Origin of the sequence: Micromonospora sp. CMU55-4, assembly GCF_011602315.1 — a bacterium.
Lineage (GTDB): Bacteria > Actinomycetota > Actinomycetes > Mycobacteriales > Micromonosporaceae > Micromonospora > Micromonospora chalcea.
This window is the reverse complement of sequence record NZ_JAAOLH010000002.1, coordinates 1-15,996: the sequence shown is the minus strand read 5'-3', so window position 1 is coordinate 15,996 and position 15,996 is coordinate 1. Positions and strand designations below refer to the sequence as shown.

The window sequence follows — 15,996 nt, the reverse complement described above, 5'->3', positions numbered from 1 at the left end:
CCTCCGCCGTTCCGTTTACGGAACGGCACGGTGTAGCACGATAGCCCTCATGACAGCCGCCGCACCACCCGATGACCGGGGCGCCCGGGAGGTCGGCCGGCGCATCCGCTCGCTCCGCACCGAACGGGGCATCTCCCTGTCCGAGCTGGCCCGCCTCGCGGGCGTCGGCAAGGCCACGCTGTCCGGCCTGGAGAACGGCGTACGCAACCCCCGGCTGGAGACCCTGTACGCGATCACCGCGCAGCTCGGCGTGCCGCTGACCGCCGTACTCTCCGCGCCCGAGCAGGCACCGACGGTACGCGGGGCCGCTGTCGGCGCCACGCTGCTGGAGGTCTTCGGCGACCGGGAGGCGACCTTCGAGCTGTACCGGATGTGGGTCACCCCGGGTCCGGCTCAGCTCTCCCCCGCTCACTCCAGCGGCGTGACCGAGCACGTCACAGTCTTCTCCGGCGTACTGCGCGCCGGCCCGGTCGACGCCCCGCTCACCGCCGGTCCGGGCGGCTACCTGCGGTGGGTCTCCGACGTGCCGCACACGTACGCGGCGGTGGGCGAGGAGGAGGTCCACGCGAGCCTGCTGCTGCGTTATCCTCGACCGTCCACACCGGACAGTTGACGCATACCCAGGATGCAAGCGGATGACATTTCTTTCAGCAGACCCGCCACCGCGTAGAGACGCGGAGCCGTTCTTCTTGGCAAGCTTGTCCTCATGACGCTCATCCTCCGCTCGGCCATCCTCAACGACGTCGGCCTCGTCCGGACCAACAACGAGGACTCCGCCCTCGCCGGTGACCGCCTCGTGGCGGTGGCCGACGGCATGGGCGGGCTCCCCGCCGGCGAGGTGGCCAGCGAGATCGTCATCCGGATCCTGGACGAGCTGACCCCGCCCACCGGCGCCGACGAGGCGGCCGACGCGCTGCGCGCCGTGGTCAGCACCGCCAACCAGCGCATCCGCGCGGCCATCACCGTCGACCCGGCCCGCGACGGCATGGGTACGACGCTGACCGCCGCCCTGCTCGCCGGGGACACCCTGGTGCTCGCCCAGGTCGGCGACTCCCGCTGCTACCTGCTGCGCGACCACGAGCTGACCCAGCTCACCCGCGACGACACGTTCGTGCAGGCGCTCGTCGACCAGGGCGCGCTCTCCCGCGACCAGGCCCGCCACCACCCGCAGCGTTCGCTGGTCACCCGCGCGGTGCAGGGCTCCGACGCGCCGCCCGCCGTCGGGGCGCTCACCGTGTTCCCCGGCGACCGGCTGCTGCTGTGCAGCGACGGCCTCTCCGACTACGTGGAGGACGCCGCCATCGCGGCGGCGCTCGCCACCTACGGCGACCGCCAGCAGTGCGGCGAGCAACTGGTGAAGCTGGCCCACCAGGCCGGCGCGCCGGACAACGTGACTGTGGTCATCTCGGACGTCACCGAGGCGTGAGTCGGCGTCCTTTCCGGTTGCGGAGCGCGCCCGCTGCGGTTGGGATGAACGGATGCACATCCGCCGGCTGGCCGCCGATGAACGACTGACCACCAGCTTCCCGCTCCAGGCGTACGCGTTCGAGGCCTCGCCGATGGGCGCCTCCCGGACCGACCAGTTCCGCGCCTACCTGCCGTACAACGCCGGGAACACGACACTGGTGGCCGAGGAGGACGGCGTCACCGCGGCGGCGGTCTCGGCGATCCCGATGCGGCAGAACCTGCGCGGCGCGGTGCTGCCGATGGCCGGTGTCGCGGGCGTGGCCACCCATCCGCTGGCCCGCCGGCGCGGACACGTCCGCACGCTCATGCACCAGCTCCTCGACGGCATGCGGGACGAGGGGCAGCAGCTCAGCGCGCTGCACCCGTTCCGCGCCTCGTTCTACGAGCGCTTCGGCTACATCGGGCTGCCCCGGCGGCGTACCGCTGTCTTCTCCCCCGCGGACCTGGCGCCGCTGCTGCGCGCCGAACTGCCGGACGAGCTGGTCTGGGAGCGGATCGGCACCGGCTATGCGCGGTGGCGCGCGTACACCGAACGGTGCCTGCGGGAACGGCACGGCTTCGCGGTCTTCCCGGACTTCCGGGCGGTCGGGCTGCGCGACCGCGACGACCGCTGGCTGGTCAGCGTGGTGCGCGGCGGCGAGACGGTCGGCGCTGTCACCTACCGGATCGACGACCACGCCGGCACGCTGCACGCCGACGACCTGCTCGTCGACGACCCGTACGCCCGGGCGTCGGTGCTCCAGTTCTTCGCCCGGCACGTCGACCAGGTGGCCCGGATCAGCGTCCAGATTCCCCCGGACGAACTGCCCGAGCTGTGGCTCACCGACCTCGACGTGCAGGTGGAGGCGAGGGTGGCCCGGCCCGACCCGACCGCGCCGATGGCCCGGCTGCTCAGCCTGGACGCGCTCGCCGACCAGCCGGTCGGGGTGGGCCGGGTGCTGATCGAGGTGGTCGGCGACCGCTGGCTCGCCGGCCGGCACCTGCTCGACGGCACCACCGGCAAGCTCGCGGTGCTGCCCGCGCAGACCACCGCCGAGGGCGGCGTGCCGGCCGCGCGGCTCACCGCCGCCGGGCTGTCCGCCCTGGCGTACGGGGTGCTCGACCCGGCCGAGGTGGTGGTACGCGGCCTGGGCAACGTGCCGGTGGACGCGGCCGGTGAGCTGCGCCGCCTCTTCCCCCGCGAACTGCCGCACCTGTTCGCCGACTTCTGACCCGGTTGGCGGCACGCGGCCGGGGGTAGGGTCCAGCGCGTGCCGGAATGGCTGGAAGCGGGATTCTGGGGCCTGCTCGCCGGGTCGGCCCTGCTGATCGGGGCGGCCGTCGGGTTCTTCGCGCGCGTACCGCGCCGGACGACCGCCTCGGTGATGGCGTTCGGGGCGGGCGTGCTGCTCTCCGCCGTCTCGTTCGAGCTGATCGACGAGGCGCACGAGCAGGGTGGCCTGCGGCCGGTGGTGATCGGTGCGGCGATCGGCGCGCTCGCGTACACCGGGGCGAACGTCCTGCTGGCCCGGCACGGCGCGCGGCACCGCAAGCGCTCCGGCGACGAGCAGCCCTCCGAGCGGGAGCAGCCCGGCTCGGGTACGGCCATCGCTGTCGGCGCGCTGCTCGACGGCGTACCCGAATCGGTGGTGATCGGCGCGAGCCTGCTCGCCGGCGGCCCGGTCAGCCTGGTCACCGTCATCGCGGTCTTCCTCAGCAACGTGCCGGAAGGGCTGTCCAGCGCGGCCGGCATGCGGCAGGCCGGGCGCACCCGGCGCTACGTGTTCGGGCTGTGGACGGCCATCGCGTTGATCTCCGGCGCGGCTGCGCTGGCCGGGTACACGCTGCTCGGCGGCGCGCCGCCCGAGGTGCTGGCGACGATCACCGCGCTCGCGGCGGGTGCGATCCTCGCGATGATCACCGACACGATGGTGCCGGAGGCGTTCGCGGACGCGCACCTGCTGGTCGGGCTGATCACAGTGCTCGGCTTCCTGGTCGCGTTCGCGCTGTCGCACGCCTGACCGTCGCGCGGCCGCTCGCTGCGGCTTAGCGGCGGGTTAAGGATCGGCTGTGGAGTCGTGCCGGGGCGGCCGGGCCTCCTAGCATCGGGCGGTGCGCGTGAAGTCGGCTGTCACTCTGCTCGTCCTCGCCCTGGCGACGGCGACGCTGCCCGCCTGCGGCGACGATCCGGCCCCCGCACCCGCCGCCGACCCCGGTTCGCCGGCCGGTCCGGCAGCCGCCCCGTCGCCCTCGCTCTCCCCGAGCGGGCGTTCCGGACTCGGCAGCGCCCGGCCGAGCCCCACCCCCGCCACAGTGGCGTTCCGCGCCGGCAACCCCGCCGGCCGGGCGAGCGTGCCGGCCGAGGCGCGTCCGGTGGACACCTCGCGCCCGACCCGTACCGTCGGCAGCGGCACCCCGGCGAGCTGCACCTCCGAGGCGGTGGTGAAGGCCGTCGCGGCCGGCGGCGTCATCACCTTCGACTGCGGGCCCGCGCCGGTCACCATCACCATGAAGGCCACCGCCAAGGTGGTGAACTCGCACGGCCCGCGCATCGTGCTGGACGGCGGCGGCACTGTCACGCTCAGCGGCGGCGGCAAGCGCCGCATCCTCTACATGAACACCTGCGACCAGGCGCAGGGCTTCACCACCTCGCACTGCCAGAACCAGGACCACCCGCAGCTCACCGTGCAGAACCTGACGTTCGCCGACGGCGACTCCACCGGCGAGCGGACCGAGGGCGGCGGGGGCGGCGCGATCTTCGTCCGGGGCGGGCGGTTCAAGGTGGTCAACTCGCGGTTCGTCGGCAACCGCTGCGACCGTACCGGCCCCGACCTGGGCGGCGCGGCGCTGCGCGTGCTCAGCCAGTTCGAGAACAAACCGGTGTACGTGGTGAGCAGCACCTTCACCGGCGGTGTGTGCGCCAACGGCGGGGCGCTGAGCAGCATCGGCGTCTCCTGGACGGTGCTGAACAGCGTCTTCCGCGACAACCGGGCGATCGGCACCGGCGCGAACCCGGCCCGGGGCGGCACGCCGGGTGGCGGTAGTGGCGGCGCGATCTACTGCGACGGCAACGGGTTCGCGGTGCGGATCGCCGGCACGGTGATCGAGGACAACAGCGCGAACGAGGGCGGCGGCGCAATCTTCTTCGTCAGCAACAACCGCACCGGCACGCTGCAGATCGACAGTTCAACGCTGCGCCGCAACCCGAGCAGAGGCTTCGAGACAAAGGGCCACCCCGGCATCTTCTTCCTGGGTGCCCAAATCTCCTGACCCCCTCCCTGCCCTGCCCCGCCCCGTCCCGCCCCGTCTCGCCTCGCCTCGCCTCGCCTCGCCTCGCCTCGCCTCGTCGATCATGAAGTTGGCGGCCTCGCCATCGGCGTGTCGCGCCGCCAACCTCATGATCGCCGCCTGACCAGCCAGCTCGCGCACGCCCCGCTCCGCTCCGCCACGCCACGCCCGTCGATCATGAAGTTGACGGTCCCGCCATCGGCGTGCCGCCCCGTTAACTCCATGATCACCGACCAGCCCTCGGCCCTACGGCGCCCGCCCCACCCTCCCAACCCTCGCACCCGCCCTTCTGACGGTGATCAAGGAGTTTGTGTCCCAGTTGATCTCTGCGCGTGACACAAACTCCTTGATCAACAGGGCAGGGCGGGGCGGAGTGAAGTGGTGGCGAGAGGCGCGGGCGCGCCGGAGCGGGGCCGCGGACGGAGCGGATGGAGACAGCGGCGGGCAGCGGGCGGCGGGCAGCGGCGATGGGTGGGATCAGTAGGGGTTGGGGTGGCCGGGGAGGTGGCCTCGGGTCAGGGCTGCGGGGCGGCCGGGGAGGGTCGGGTCCGGGGACAGCGGCGGGGAATCCGTGCCGGCTCTCGTGGCCATGCCGGTGAACAGGTCCTTCAGGGCGGTCACCGAGTCGATCGCCGGGGCCCAGCCGAGTTCGGTCTCGGCACGGTGGCTGGACATCAGCGGCACGTTCAGCGCCAGGTCGACCCAGCCGGTGTCGACCGGTTGCAGCCGCGCCCGCCAGGTCAGCGCCGCCGCCGCGCGCAGCACCGGCGTCGCCACCGGCACCGTCCAGCCGTGGAAGTGCCGGGCCACCAGCTCCGGCGTCAGCACCGGGTCGGCCGCCACGTTGAAGGCGCCGCTCGCGTCCCCCAGAACCGCCCGGGCGTACGCGTCGGCCACGTCGTCGGCGTGCACCGCCTGCATCCGCAGTCGCTTGTTCGACGGCACCAGCGGAATGCGGCCGTACCGGAGAAGGCGCACCGGCGCCAGCGGGCCGAGGAAGTAGCGGCTGATCTCCGTACCGGCCTCCCGCTGGAAGATCAGCCCCGGGCGCAGCCGTACCAGCCGCAGCTTCGGGTGCTCCCGCTGCACGCCGTCGAGCAGCGCCTCCACCTCCGCCTTGTCCCGGCTGTACGACGACGTCTCCACCCCGGTCGCCGGCCAGTTCTCGCTGACCGGATGGTTCTTCGGGCCGGGCGCGTAGGTGCCGACCGATGAGGCGTACACCAGGGCCGGAACGCCGACCCGGACGGCGGCCTCGATCACCGCGCGGCTGCCGCCGACGTTGGTCCGGTAGAGCGTGCGGCGGTCGTGGCTGGGCTGGATCTGCCAGGCCAGATGCACCACCGCCCGCGCCCCGGCGAAGATCCGCACGAGCTGGTCGGCCGCGCCGGGCGCGCCGATGTCGCAGGAGTGCCACTCCACGTCGGCGTACGGCTCACCGGCGTCCGGCCCGGGCAGCCGGCGCGCGACGCCCACCAGTTCCGCTTCCGCCTCCTGCCGCAGCCGGCGCAGCACGGCCGTCCCCACGTTGCCGGTCGCTCCCACGATCACGATGCGCATGTCCGGTGCGGTACCCGCTGAACCGGGCAGCAACCGCTCACGGACGGGGGTTCGTACGTACCCAGCCCTTCTCCCGATCGCGGCGACCCGACGTGGCGGCCAGGCAGCGCGGACAGACCCAGCCCTCCGGGTCGGCCTCGGTGAGGACGTCGGTGCCGGAGTAGTCGAACGGCACGTGCGGGAAGCGGCGCAGGCGGGTACGGCTCAGCGGCAGCCCGCACAGCGTCTGGTTCTGGCCCGGCAGCCAGGCGTGCACCTCACCGCCGGGCCGGCGTACGCCGTCGGCGCCTGGAACCTCGCGGGAGGCCGCGACGGCGGCGGTGCTGGTGACTCGCATGGTTGCCCCGGTTCCCCGGGCGGGGAGGTTCACGCCTCGCGCCTGGCGCGTCGCCTGGTTCGGGTCTGAAGATCGACAGGCGGTGGAAGCCGCGAGCTTAGGGCGGGTGCGTTCCGGTAACCTGAGCGGGCGGGCCGCTAGCTCAATGGCAGAGCTGTGGACTTTTAATCCATAGGTTCAGGGTTCGAGTCCCTGGCGGCCCACTCAACAGCGCATCTGAGCTGCGGGAACACCGGCCGAAGATCATCGGGCACAACCAGGGCGCAACTCGGTTCTGATCTTGATCGGTGGGGCGTTCAGATGACTTGCCGTCTGCCTGCCGCAGGAGATTGCCGACCAGCCCGCGTGGCCGGTCCTTCTTCGGCAGCCAGTGCACGTAGGTCTCCAACGTGATCCGCAGGTTGGCGTGTCTGAGCGCTTTCTGCACCTCCTGGGGCTCGACACCGTTGCTCATGAGCGTCGTGGCGAAGAAATGCCGCAGGGAGTGGAAGGTCTCTTCCTTCGGCCACCCGGCGGCCTGACGCCAGTCCGCCCACAGCTCCGACCAGTAGGTGTCCGTCAGCAGCTTTCCGCGTGCCGAGGCGAAGAGGACCGCCACCGGTCGGATCAAGGCGGCCCGCCTCGCAGGCCGCGCACGCCACCGAACCTGGGCCGGGCCCATGGCCCCGCCGCCGCCCCTCTGGCCTTCAGCCGCCAGCGCGACAGTGACAGCCCGCCAGCGGCGCGACATACGAAGAAGCCCCGGGCCGCCAGTGGTGGCAGGGTCCGGGACTGTTGTCGTTTGCTCCAAGTCAGAGGCCGCCAGATCAGATGCCTCCGGCGGGTCCTTCGGTTTCGGGAGGGTGTCTTCCCGCCGACCGTCGTCCAAGCAGAGCAGGGCCGCCGCACTCCACAGCGCTCTTCAGCCAGCTAGAACGCTTGCAGGCTAGTGCAATTTCAGCACCTCAGCTACCTTGGGTAACTCTGCGACTACTTCAGGGTGGTGTGATGGCTGACGTCTCCAAGAAAACGCCTCGACAGCGGGCGACACGATGGATTAATGGGATTGCTCGCGAAATTGCCGAGGTGTCTCGCCCCGATTCGCACACTAGCCTATCGCGCATCCTGCCAGTTGCGGCTGGCGCATCGATCATCCTAGTGATTACCCTCATTGTACTGCTTTGGATTGTCGTTGCGATTCTTTCGGGATTCAACGCGCCGGATTCACAAGCGGTATCGCGCCTCCTGACCGCAGCTATCAGCATGACCGCACTGATAGGGGCTTCCCTCGGTGCCGTGTATGCGTTCCGCAAACAACTGCTCGCCGAGCGAGAAGGGGTTCGAGCGGAGCAGCAGGTCTATTCAGAAAGATTCGTAAAGGCTGCTGAGCTGCTTGCACATGAAAGGCCGTCAGCGCGGCTGGCGGGCCTCCATTCCCTTACAAGTCTAGCTGACGACTGGCGCCAGGGCCGCCAATCGTGCGCCTCAGCAATAGCCTCCTACCTCCGCTTGCCGCCGCCCGATGACGCAGGCGAGCGGGAAGTCAGACGGACCGCCTGGAAGTCCGTACATGATCGACTGATGGACCCTTCTGCAACCAATTCCTGGCACCGCGAAGAGCTGGATTTCTCCGGCGGAACGTACCAGTTTATCGATTTAGACAGAGCGATGCTGCATAACACTCGGGTTCTTTTCAGGGATTGCACTTTCAAGGATGGTGAGTTACGTCTTAGGGGTGTCAGCATAGTCGACGGCCAGATTGATTTTACTGGGTCATCATTCGCTAACATGAAGATACTCATGGTCGGCATGAGACTTGAGGACAGTTCGCACGTTTATCTAGATGGCACCAGAATCATTGATTCCGACTTCTATCCGGTTGCAGTGAACATCGCAGGCGGATCATCCATTAACATACGGAGCGCCGAGGTTCAGAATTCCAACTTCAAGTTCGACGCTGACGACTTGATGTCGTACATGCTCCAAGGAAGGAGCTCGATCATCGTGGGTGAAGTTGACTTTTCGGAGTCCCAGCTCACAAATGTCTCAATACCTATGCATGCTTATACGTTGGCTGCCGGAAGGCTCGTCTTTTCCGGCGCGGTGACCGACAACCTTCGACTATCTCTCCCGGGGACGATGGAGGGCCATGTCTATGTCAACCTAGACGTCAAGGCCATGGGGCCGACAAAAATTAGAATTGGCCCTGGGCAAATCGACGGGGGGGATCTACGTATTCGACCCCTGAAAGGAGCACCGGCAACGCTCGACGTTGATTTTGTCAATTACCAGGTACTGGGGGGCGAAGTGATGGTGCAGACAAGACAAAATGTCTGGAAGAGCTTTCGATTTGATCATATGGGCGAGATCGTGGGCAATCTCAATTTCGATCTTTCGTTCCCTCCTGGTGTGGAGGTCGACGTAGATCTGGACCCCGAAGACATGTACAGCGCACGACGTGCGCGCCAGCGTCGGCAGGCGAGGCGGGAAGTGGGGCCACCCGCAGGAGACGACGGCGGAGCCGTAGGAACGTCTGATGCGGCAGTGGTCGAGTGACCGGAACGCCCTGAAATGAGCCGTTTTCATCCTGAATAGCGGCTGGTCTCGACGCTGTGCAGGACGAGGATCGCCTTCACGATCGCCGTAGCGCGGCGGGGACAGCAACGCAGCTTGGTCAGGATCTTCCAGGTCTTCAGCGTGGCGATGGCTCGTTCGCCGCGGGCGCGGAGCCGGGTATGACCACGGTTGACGGCCCGCTGGCGGCGGGACAGCTTCGGTCGGTATCGGTGGCGCTTGAACGGCGTGCGCACGCTTCCGCTGGCTCCCTGATAGCCCTTGTCTGCGAAGGTCAGCACGTTTGCGCTGGTCAGCGCGTCGATCAGGCCGTGGGTGCGGGCGGCGGTGAGGTCGTGGACCGCGTCGGGCAGCGCGGCCGACGCCCAGACCAACCGCCCGGCCGGGTCGGCCAGGACCTGCACGTTCACCCCGTGGCGCTTGTGCTTACCGGAGTAGTAGGGCCGCTGGTCAGCGACCCGGTCGATGGGAATCAGCGTGCCGTCGAGGATCGCGTACGCCAACCGGGCAGCCCGACGCATCGCGGCGGTGAGGTCGTCGGCGCAGGCGGCGAGCAGGTCGACGGCCTCGCGTAGGTACCGCCACACGGTGGCCACCGATACCTCGAAGCCGGCCGCGAGGCGGGTGAGGGTGTCACCGTTGCGCAGATGGGCCAGGGCCATCAGCGCCTGCTGCTGCGCAGGCAGCCTCCGCCAGCGGCCGCCGAGCGCACGTCGGCGGTCGCGGATCAGCTCGGTCAGGCGGGTCAGGCTGCGCGTGGACAGCGGGATGCTGGCAGGATAGGTCAGCAACGAAGCTCCCGTGCTGGGCAGTGCGTCTTGGTCGACTGCTGCCCTACCGGGAGCTTCGTCCTATCCGGACAATCGACACGCCGCCCCGCCTGCCTGCTCAACCGCCCTTGATCACGATGAAAAGAGCTCAATGAACAACTCGGCAGGGCTGATCTTGGGGTGGTGTCACCTCAGACAGACACAAGTGACAGAAGTTCGGACCTGACTGGTGGACTCTCGGCTGGCAGGAGAAGGGTCAAGGGAATCTGGACCGGTGCGTCGGCGAAGCTTGCAACAGTCAGCGGCGTCGTCAGCACGGTCACGGGGATCATCGGCGTCTTCAAGTGGCCTCCCCCTGCGATGTTCACTACCCTGCTCAAGATTAAGGGGCGCAACTGCGGCACAACTGAGGACGACAAGGGCTGTCAAGGTCGTCAGGCAGAGCAAGGGAAGGTCCTGCTCAGCAGCCCGATCCGTCCGGGCGCACCACATCCTGGGGACACCGGCCGGATTTTCAGGGTTCGAGTCCCTGGAGGCCCACCACATACCGCCTGACCGGGTCCATCGACCCCGAGCCAAGTCGCGGGGTGCCGCCGCCAGCGGCCCGGTACCGCTGGTCGGATACTGGCCGTGTGACGGAGGAACTGGCTAGCAGGTCGACGCGCTGGACGATTCACGGCGAGCGGGTAGTGGACGGCAGCCGGCGCTCCCGGTTGAGCATCGCCGACGTGGAGTTGCCGGACGGGGTGCGCTTCGAGCAGTACGTGATCCGGGCGCCCAGGTCGGCCATGGTTGCCGTGCTCGACGGCCAGGAGCGCCTGTTGCTGATGCGGCGGCACCGGTTCGTGTTCGACAGGTGGGTGTGGGAGCTGCCGGGCGGATACGTCGATGAGGGCGAGGATCCGGCAACCTGCGCGATCCGCGAGGTCGAGGAGGAAACCGGCTGGCGCCCGGGCACCGTGGAGCCCTTGGTGTCGTTTCAGCCGTGGGTGGCGACCGCAGACGCGGAGAACTTGCTGTTCCTTGCTCGGAATGCGGAGTACACCGGCGCTCCGGTTGACGTCAACGAGACCGAGCGCGTGGCCTGGGTTCCGCTGGAGGAGACGCGGCAACTCGTGTCCGAGGGTGAGATCGTTGGTGCCGGAACGGTGATCGCCGTGTTGGAGCTGATGGCGCGCCAGGCGCGGGGTGAGCTGTAGTCAGCGCCGCTGGCCGAGCGCCGCATCGACCCGGGTGATGAACTGCCATACTGCCGGCTTGCGGCGGTGGGGTGCCAGGCCGGTCTGCAGATCGCGCACGTAACGGACGGCACGAGCCGACCGCAGTTGGGTGGTCAGGGTCAGGGCTTCCGCGCCGACGGCACTGGCACGTTCCGGCTCGCCGTGGCGAGCGTGGACGCTGGCCAGCAGGGCGAGGTTGAAGGCTTTGCCGCGTACGTAGCGCTCGTCCATCTTGAGTGAGCGAGCGGCGAAGCGCTCGGCTCGGCGGTGTTGACCGAGCGCGTGGAAGCAGTGGCCGAACTTGGCCGACAGGTACGCCTCGTCGAAGTAGCCGAGCCACTGAGGATCGCTGCTGCGGTCCGCTCGGTCGAGGGTTCGCTCCGCTTGGTGAAGCGCGGTCGCGCAGTCGCGTTCGTGGAGGGCGACGGCGTGGGCATGCGCTTCCATGACCAGCGCTTCGGCAGTCAGCGCCGTGAGGCCGGCGCGTTGTGCTGTCTGCCGGGCGGCGCGGGCGAGGTCGACCCCCGTGGCGGCGTGCCCGAGGTAGGTGGCTTGATGGCTCATCGCGGCGAGGATCTCGGCACCAAGGCCGGCGTCGGCGGCCGTTCGGGCGAGGTCCAGGGCATGCGTGAGGTATCGCTGGGCGAGGCCGTGTTCGGCCATGTCGTACGCCTGCCACCCGGCGAGCTGCGTCAGTTCGGCAGCAGCGGCGAGCAGTCTGCGGCCGGTCGCCGGGTCGTACCGGCACTCGGTCACCAGGGGCGCCACCTCGTGGTGCAGGAAGCGGGTGACGTTGTCGCGGGCATGCCCGCCGCCGTACTGGTTGTCGAGTCGCCGATAAGTGGCGGTCATCTGCCGGATCGTGTCGATGTCGGGTTGACCGACCGTTCGTCGGCCCTCCTGCTCGACGGGCTGCGCCGTGGTGGCGGTGAACCAGCGTAGGGCGGGCAAGGTGTACGCGGTGGAGCTGAACACTGTCTGGCGAAGCAGTTCTCGACGGTTCACATCGCCTTCCCATAGCTGCGCGGCGGCCCGGACGTCCTCGCGCCAGGACCGGTTGGCCGGCACGTCACTGTGCCGACCGCGGGAGTGATCCGCCATGGCCGGGCGATATGAACGCTGGCAGGGCGCGAGGCCCAGCGTCATTCGAGCTTCGTCGGGCATGCCGCAGCCGTCGGCGATCCGCTCCAGCACGTCGATCGAGGTCACCCGTCGGCCGGCGATGATCCGGCTGATGTAGCCCTGCTCCAGGCCGACAGCCGCACCGATGCGAGTTTGGCTCGCGCCGGTGTGCCGAGCGAGCAGCCGGAACACGGCACCGATGTCGCGGGCCGCCAGAGCCTTGTGCATGTCCTCGCGCGACCAGAGGTCGTCGGGTATCCGGAGATTTTCCAGCAGCACAACGGCTCCCAGCGTCGTCAGACGACTACCCATGGTGGTCAGTCAGGAGCCTACGGTCGGTGTACGGGCAGGGTCGAGTCCGCTCATGTCACCGTGACATGACCAGTCGACATGGTCACCGCACCCCACTCGGCGGGACCGTCTCCGGCATGGACTTCGACGTCGACGACCCGCCGGGCGGGATGTTCGTCTACGGCTCTGAGCCGCCGGTCAGGCTCGCCTTCTCGACCTTGCACGACAGGACGGGCTCGTGACTATCCGGGGTCGCCTGTGTCCGTTGGTGCGATGGCTGTTCCGGCAACCCGATCCGGCATCACCGCCCGGAACAGGGCAGCGGTACCAGGACGCCGAGCGCGCGGCAGCGCAACAGCGCCTACTCGACCTGGCAGCGCAGCTACGACGCCCCGAAGGCAACCGTGAACCGGCGCAGGACGCGGCAGAGCAGCGATGAGCCGAAGGGCGGCCCGGACGACTCCGAGAGAACGACACGTCTCGTACGAGGACTACCTGGTCGCGACGGCACTCACTCTCGCCCGGAGGCACCGCCCTGTCTGGTGCTGGCGGAAGTGGCGACGGATCTGCCGCTGCGGAGCAGATCTGCCCTGCCGCGCCCGGCACCGAATCCCTATCAATCGTGGCCACTGGCCGGGAGAGGACGCGTCGTGAAGGACGACCTGGAGCAGGCGATCCTGGCCGTGCATGTCCGAGGGTTCGACGGCATGTGCACCGGTTGCCGCGCCTGGTGGTCGCGGCTGTCGCCGTACCCCTGCTGGCAGGTGGAATGGGCGACCAGCCGACAGGCGCGGACGATCACCACCCGTTTCCTCGAGGGTGTGCGGTGACCACCCACGGCCCGGTCATGCCGGTCTGGAGCTGCGGAGGTTGCGATCTGCCCTGGCCCTGCCCGACACGGAAACGCGAGCTGCGCGCGGAGTATGACCGCGCTCCCGTGTCACTGGCCCTCTACCTCGGCGCCTACCTGGTCCAAGCCACTGAGGACATGCCGTGGACGCCAGCCGGGGTGTTGCACCGCCGCTTTCTCGGCTGGACCAGGCAGGCCGACTAGGTCCGGCCGACGGAGGGTGAGTTCTCGCCCGTGACGGACTTCGAGTTCCCCGTCGGCAACGCGCCCTATGTCGTCACCGCTCAGTATCCCGACGGCACCTGGTCGGGCGGTGCCGGTGTTCCCGGCACTACGACCGCGTACGCGCCGGCCCCTCCGGTGTCGGAGATCGGGACGCCAGAGGGGTCGGCCAGAGCCGGCACTGCCTGTCGATCGACGCCCCCACGCTAACGCTCGTTAGGTCTATGGTCAGCGACCATGATGAATACGAATCGCAATCTGGGGCTGGGGCATGGCAGCGCATTCGGCGAGCGTGGGGTGGCGAAGAGGCTCGGCACATTGGGCCGGCACACATCGCTGACCGGCCGGCGATTACTGGAGATCGGCTGCGGGGACGGCACGTACACGATGCGGCTGGTCGACGCGTTCGCGCAGATCGAGGCCGTCGACATCCAGCAGGATCGGCTGAAACTGTTCCGGGAGCGGCTGGCCGGCGATCCGGCGGCGGCCCGGAAGATCAACGTGCGGGAGTTGTCCGCCACCGAGCTGGACTACCCGGACGGCAGCTTCGACCTGGTCACCGCCATCGAGGTGGTGGAGCACATCGACGACCTGGATGCCGCCCTGCGGCAGGTCCACCGCGTGCTCGTGCCCGGCGGCCGGTTCGCGCTGACGACGCCCAACCGGTGGTTCCCGTTCGAGACGCACGGCTTCCTGATCCGGGGCCGGCGGTACCGGCCGGCGCGGGGTCCGTTCCTGCCGTGGATCGTGCCGCTGCACCGTCGGCTCGCCGACGCCCGTTCCTTCACCGCCCGTGGCTTGTCCGGGCAGCTGCGGCGGGCCGGGTTGGAGCCGGTAGCGGTGGACTACATCATGCCGCCGTTCGACAGGTCCCGCTTCGGGCGTCGCATCCGGCCGGTGACCGACGCTATCGAACGCTCGCCGTTGAAGTTCTTCGGCATGGCCCTGGCGGTTGTCGCCCGCCGCCCGGCATGACGGTCCCAGCACGGGAAGCGCCCCAGGTTTAGCAGCTTGCCGGATGGCTATGAGGGGAATCGATCCGCAGACCGACGATCGAGGAGAGAGCCGATGGCCAGCGGTGCGATCCCGTCCGACGATCCGACCCGTACCCTCGTCCATGCCCGGCCCGACGACCCCGGCCTGGCGCACCTCGCCATCGCGGGCGGCACCTACTCGATCCTGGTCACCGGTGAGCAGACGGCCGGCCGGTACTGCCTGATCGACATGCGGGTTCCGCCGGGTGGTGGGCCGCCTCCGCACCGGCACGACTTCGAGGAGATGTTCACGGTGCTCGACGGGGCGGTGGAGTTCACGTTCCGGGGCGAGCAGACCGTCGCGCGGGCCGGGGAGACGGTGAACATTCCGGCGAACGCGCCGCATTTCTTCCGCAACTCCTTCGACCAGCCGGCGCGGCTGCTGTGCATGTGCACGCCGGCCGGGCAGGACGAGTATTTCCTGCGCGTCGGCGACCGGGTGGACGGCCCCACTTCGCCGCCGCCGGCTCTCACCGAGGAGGAGCAGGCCGAGCGCCGGAACCGGGCCGCCGCGCTGGCCGCCGACTACCGCACGGAGTTGCTGATCGGCTGACACCGGCAGCACGCGAGCACCACGAAAGCGGCTCACCGCCGTGGCCGAGACCACGACGGTGAGCCGTTTTCCGTACGCGAAGGTCAGCTCGTCGCGACGAGCTGGAACCGCTGGTTGGCCTGGCCGTTGCAGTCGTAGATCTGCACCTGCTGGCCGTTGCCGGTGCCCCAGACGTCGAGGCAGCGGCCGGACTGGACTCCGGTGATGGTGCCGTTGGAGTTGACGTTCCACTGCTGGTTCGTCTGGCCGTTGCAGCTGTAGATCTGGACCGCCGAGCCGTTGCCGGAGCCGGCGGCGTCCAGGCACATCGAGCCGTACACGGTCAGCTGCCGGCTGGAGGTGTAGGTCCACCGCTGGTTGGTCTGGCCGTGGCAGTCGTAGAGCTGCACCCGGGTGCCGTTGCTCTGCGAGGAGTTCGGCACGTCGATGCACCGGCCGGACTGGTTGCCGACGATCCGGCTCGCGCCGGTGGTCGGCGGCGGCGTGGTCGGTCCGCCGGTCGGCCCGGCGGTCGGGGACACGGTCGGCGACACGGTCGCGGTCGGCGTGGGGTTGGGCGACGCGGAGTTGAGGACGTTGAGGACCGAGTTGTACGCGGCCTTCTTGTTGCCTCCGCCGTCGAACAGCAGCGGGCTCTCGTTGGAACGCCACGAGTCGCTGTCACGCACGCCCCACACCGTGATGCCGATGCAGCGCGGCACGTTGATGCACGCCTGCGTCAGACCCGCGTACTGGCTGGTCGAGGAGTTC

The 15,996-nt window shown here is 69.2% G+C and carries 16 protein-coding genes, 1 tRNA gene and 1 pseudogene; 12 read left to right on the top strand and 6 right to left on the bottom strand.

Annotated features, from left to right (window positions below; genetic code table 11):
- Positions 1–49: 49 nt before the first annotated feature.
- From HA073_RS03210 to HA073_RS03190, 5 genes are all read left to right on the top strand, one after another.
- On the top strand, positions 50–613 hold the full coding sequence (locus tag HA073_RS03210) for a helix-turn-helix domain-containing protein (RefSeq protein WP_166455674.1): 564 nt from the start codon (positions 50–52) through the stop codon (positions 611–613).
- A gap of 93 nt (positions 614–706) precedes the next feature.
- A complete protein-coding gene (locus HA073_RS03205) occupies positions 707–1,426 on the top strand; it encodes a PP2C family serine/threonine-protein phosphatase (RefSeq protein ID WP_013283512.1) in 720 nt (239 codons plus the stop codon).
- Positions 1,427–1,478: 52 nt separating this feature from the next.
- Positions 1,479–2,678 carry an enhanced intracellular survival protein Eis gene (gene eis, locus HA073_RS03200; protein ID WP_166455673.1) on the top strand — a complete coding sequence of 400 codons (1,200 nt, stop codon included), beginning with the start codon at positions 1,479–1,481 and terminating at the stop codon, positions 2,676–2,678.
- A 39-nt stretch (positions 2,679–2,717) separates the two neighbouring features.
- Entirely contained in the window at positions 2,718–3,467 is a 750-nt protein-coding gene (locus HA073_RS03195; RefSeq protein WP_030500687.1) for a ZIP family metal transporter, read from the top strand.
- Positions 3,468–3,564: 97 nt separating this feature from the next.
- A complete protein-coding gene (locus tag HA073_RS03190; RefSeq protein ID WP_166455857.1) occupies positions 3,565–4,716 on the top strand; it encodes a hypothetical protein in 1,152 nt (383 codons plus the stop codon).
- A 495-nt stretch (positions 4,717–5,211) separates the two neighbouring features.
- Here the strand turns inward: HA073_RS03190 and HA073_RS03185 are convergent, their stop codons facing one another.
- Both HA073_RS03185 and HA073_RS03180 read right to left on the bottom strand, forming a co-directional pair.
- Positions 5,212–6,294, bottom strand: a complete 1,083-nt coding sequence (locus tag HA073_RS03185; RefSeq protein ID WP_166455672.1) for an NAD-dependent epimerase/dehydratase family protein — start codon at positions 6,292–6,294, stop codon at positions 5,212–5,214.
- 37 nt (positions 6,295–6,331) lie between these two features.
- Entirely contained in the window at positions 6,332–6,631 is a 300-nt protein-coding gene (locus tag HA073_RS03180) for a hypothetical protein (protein ID WP_043327456.1), read from the bottom strand.
- A gap of 131 nt (positions 6,632–6,762) precedes the next feature.
- On the opposite strand from HA073_RS03180, the gene HA073_RS03175 reads away from it, so the two are divergent.
- Positions 6,763–6,834, top strand: a tRNA-Lys gene (locus HA073_RS03175).
- Between the two features lie 176 nt (positions 6,835–7,010).
- Here the strand turns inward: HA073_RS03175 and HA073_RS30450 are convergent.
- Positions 7,011–7,292: pseudogene (locus tag HA073_RS30450) on the bottom strand (tyrosine-type recombinase/integrase); the annotation flags it as partial.
- A 326-nt stretch (positions 7,293–7,618) separates the two neighbouring features.
- On the opposite strand from HA073_RS30450, the gene HA073_RS03165 reads away from it, so the two are divergent.
- The gene (locus HA073_RS03165; RefSeq protein ID WP_166455671.1) at positions 7,619–9,166 is read left to right on the top strand and encodes a hypothetical protein; all 1,548 of its coding nucleotides are present in this window, start codon (positions 7,619–7,621) and stop codon (positions 9,164–9,166) included.
- Between the two features lie 26 nt (positions 9,167–9,192).
- Here HA073_RS03165 and HA073_RS03160 read toward each other — a convergent pair whose 3' ends face one another.
- Complete coding sequence (locus HA073_RS03160) at positions 9,193–9,975, bottom strand: transposase family protein (RefSeq protein WP_166455670.1); 783 nt, start codon at positions 9,973–9,975, stop codon at positions 9,193–9,195.
- Between the two features lie 611 nt (positions 9,976–10,586).
- Between HA073_RS03160 and HA073_RS03155 the strand changes: the two genes are divergently transcribed.
- Positions 10,587–11,153, top strand: coding sequence for an NUDIX hydrolase (locus tag HA073_RS03155; RefSeq protein ID WP_166455669.1), 567 nt, complete (start codon positions 10,587–10,589; stop codon positions 11,151–11,153).
- On the opposite strand, the gene HA073_RS03150 is transcribed toward HA073_RS03155, so the two are convergent.
- Entirely contained in the window at positions 11,154–12,575 is a 1,422-nt protein-coding gene (locus HA073_RS03150; RefSeq protein ID WP_166455668.1) for a helix-turn-helix domain-containing protein, read from the bottom strand.
- A gap of 416 nt (positions 12,576–12,991) precedes the next feature.
- Between HA073_RS03150 and HA073_RS31075 the strand changes: the two genes are divergently transcribed.
- From HA073_RS31075 to HA073_RS03130, 4 genes are all read left to right on the top strand, one after another.
- A complete protein-coding gene (locus HA073_RS31075; protein WP_375336219.1) occupies positions 12,992–13,417 on the top strand; it encodes a hypothetical protein in 426 nt (141 codons plus the stop codon).
- Complete coding sequence (locus tag HA073_RS30440; RefSeq protein ID WP_043327471.1) at positions 13,414–13,641, top strand: hypothetical protein; 228 nt, start codon at positions 13,414–13,416, stop codon at positions 13,639–13,641. Before HA073_RS31075 ends, HA073_RS30440 begins: the two co-directional genes overlap by 4 nt.
- A gap of 315 nt (positions 13,642–13,956) precedes the next feature.
- A complete protein-coding gene (locus HA073_RS03135; protein ID WP_309227982.1) occupies positions 13,957–14,634 on the top strand; it encodes a class I SAM-dependent methyltransferase in 678 nt (225 codons plus the stop codon).
- A gap of 93 nt (positions 14,635–14,727) precedes the next feature.
- On the top strand, positions 14,728–15,246 hold the full coding sequence (locus HA073_RS03130) for a cupin domain-containing protein (protein WP_166455666.1): 519 nt from the start codon (positions 14,728–14,730) through the stop codon (positions 15,244–15,246).
- An 83-nt stretch (positions 15,247–15,329) separates the two neighbouring features.
- Here the strand turns inward: HA073_RS03130 and HA073_RS03125 are convergent.
- Positions 15,330–15,996 (bottom strand): RICIN domain-containing protein (locus HA073_RS03125; protein WP_205796047.1); only part of this gene is annotated, 667 nt, incomplete at its 5' end.